Annotated in this window: 2 protein-coding genes; one reads left to right on the top strand and one right to left on the bottom strand. The window is 75.2% G+C overall.

Going from position 1 to position 2,430, the window contains the following annotated elements; translation table 11 throughout:
- Positions 1-675, bottom strand: a 675-nt coding sequence (locus tag ABZ281_RS46045) for a M12 family metallopeptidase (protein ID WP_356664427.1), incomplete at its 3' end; no start/stop codon positions are given.
- Positions 676-774: 99 nt separating this feature from the next.
- Here ABZ281_RS46045 and ABZ281_RS46040 point away from each other — a divergent pair.
- Positions 775-2,430 (top strand): ATP-binding protein (locus tag ABZ281_RS46040; protein ID WP_356664425.1); only part of this gene is annotated, 1,656 nt, incomplete at its 3' end.

The raw sequence follows: 2,430 nt of genomic DNA, 5'->3' as shown, positions 1-2,430 counted from the left end.
GCTCAGCCCCGGCGCGAACGGGAACTCCATGATCGACTGCAGGTCCCAGAAGGAACCGTTGGCCTCGTCCGGGCCCAGCTTGCGCAGGATGTTGTAGTGCGTCCGCTCCCGGCTCCAGTGGTGGGGCGGGCCCGCCAGTTCGGCGTGGACGGCCTCGTCGTCCCAGTGGATGCCCGCGAACGGGCTCTGGTGCTCGTGCAGCATGCCGAGCGCGTGCCCGATCTGGTGCAGGGCCGTCCCGCGCTCCCCGGGCGCGGACAGGTCCCAGCCGAAGTTCATGGTGCGTTCCCGCCGCCCGGCGAGCAGTGCGTCCCGGCCCACCGTCGACCAGGAGCCGTCGCCGGCCTGGAACCCGATGCGCAGTTCGGCCTCCGAACGGTCGTCGACCTCGGCGAAGGAGATTCCGATGCCGAGGTCCTGCCACTCCCGGAAGCACGACCGCACCACCTCGCGCTGCTCCTCGGCGCCGGCCCACGACACCCGCCGCGTCATCCCCCTCCCCGGCACGGGGATGACGGACGCGTCGGTCTCACCGTCGAAGAACCAGTAGTGCAGGACGGTGCTGTTGACCCACCTCCGCCGCCCGCCCGCGAGCGCGCTCAGCCGCTCGGCCGCCAGCCCCGGTGCGAAGGCGGGCGCCGGCGCCTGGGCCAGCGAGCAGTAGTGTGCGGTCATGGGCCACAGCCTGCCCTGCGGCCCGCCCCGGGCGCCTGAGTCGGGGGCTACTCAAGTCACCCTGTATCAAAGGTGAGTAGCCGCGCTCATGTCTGTGTGATGACTTACGAGAGGGACGCGACGACGCTGGAGCTGCCCTGGCCGTTCGCCGGGCGGGAGGACGAACTTCAGCTGGTCCGACGGTCGTTGACCGGTCTGCGGCGCGGCATCGTGGTGACGGGCCCGGCGGGCTGCGGCAAGACCCGCCTCGTCGCCGAGGCGATCCGCGGCACCGACTGCGCCCGGACGGCCGGTACGCCCGAGAGCCGGACCATCCCCTACGCGGCGTTCGCCCATCTGCTGCCGGAGTCGGTCACGTTGCACCGCGCGGTCCGGTTGCTGTCCGATGTCCGCACGCTGCTGGTGGACGACGCGCACCTGCTTGACGACGCCTCCGCCGCCCTCGTCCACCAGCTCGTCGTGCACGGGCGCACCCGGCTGCTGGTCGTCGCCACGGACGGCACGCCGGTGCCCGGCGCGGTCTCCCGGCTCTGGACCGGCGAACTCCTGCCGCGCCTCGCGCTGGAGCCGCTGCCCGAGGAGGAGACCGGCCGGCTGCTCACGGCCGGCGCCGGCCCGCTCGACGCGCTCACCGCGAACCGGCTGCGCCGCCTGAGCCGGGGCGACCTGCGGCTGCTGCGCGACCTTCTGGGGGCGGTGCGCGGGCTGCTGACCCCCGTCCCCGGCACCGATGAGCGGGCCTGGCGCGGCCCGGTCCCGCTGACCGCGGCCGTCCGCGAACGCATCGCCCCGGTCCTCGGCCGGGCCTGCCTGCTCGAACGCGAGACCCTGGACCGCCTCGCCTTCGCCGAGCCCCTGCCCTCGGACCTGGACGACCTGGACCTCGGCGCCCTCGAAGCGCTGGAGTCCGACGGTCTGATCGAGGTGGGCGACCACGGTGCCGTCCGTCTCGCCCACCCCCTGTACGGGCCGGTGCTCCGGTCCGCGGCGGGCCGGCTGCGGGCCCGCCGGCTGGCCTCGACGGCTGACGGGTACGCCACCGCCCTCGACGCCGAGTCGGCCGCCCTGACCGGCCGGATCGACCGGGCCGACGTACGGACACTGGCCACGCCGGTGGGGGAGTGGCTGGTCGCCGAGGGCGGGATGCTGCCGGGCGGGTACGCAGCGGTGCGCGCCCGGTTCGCGCGGTTGCGCGGGGAGGTGCGGGAGGCGGCGGCCTGGGCGCGGGAAGGACTGAGGGGCGAGCCCGGGGACGCGTCCTGCCGGGCCGAACTCGACCGCGCCTCGGCGGCGGTGGACAGCCGGGGCGACCTGGATCCGGGCCTGGACGTGGAGGCCCTCACCGACCCCTACGACGCCGTGCGCCTCGGAGCCCCGGAGAAGGTCATCGACCGGCTCGGCGGCGTCTTCGCCCGGCACGCCGACGCACTCACCCGTGCCGACGGCCCGGATCTGGACGAGGTGGCCGGGGAGCTGGAGCGGCGGGGCTTCCTGCTGTTCGCCGCCGAGGCGTACGCCCAGGCCGTGGGCGTCCATCGCGATCCGCGCGCCGCCCGGCACTCCCGCACCCGGGCCGTCGCCCTGGCCCGGCGCTGCCAGGGCGCCCGGACCCCCGCACTGTCCGGGCTGGTCCTCGGCGAACTCACCGCCCGTCAGCGGCAGATCGTCACCCTGGCGGCGGCAGAGGAGGCCGGGATCACCCTGCACGGCCAGGACACCACCTCGGTCCCGCAGGGCAGCTTCCCGCGCGACGGG

This window comes from Streptomyces sp. NPDC006265, from assembly GCF_040613555.1.
Classification (GTDB): Bacteria; Actinomycetota; Actinomycetes; order Streptomycetales; family Streptomycetaceae; genus Streptomyces.
This window is presented reverse-complemented; position numbering and strand designations above follow the sequence as displayed.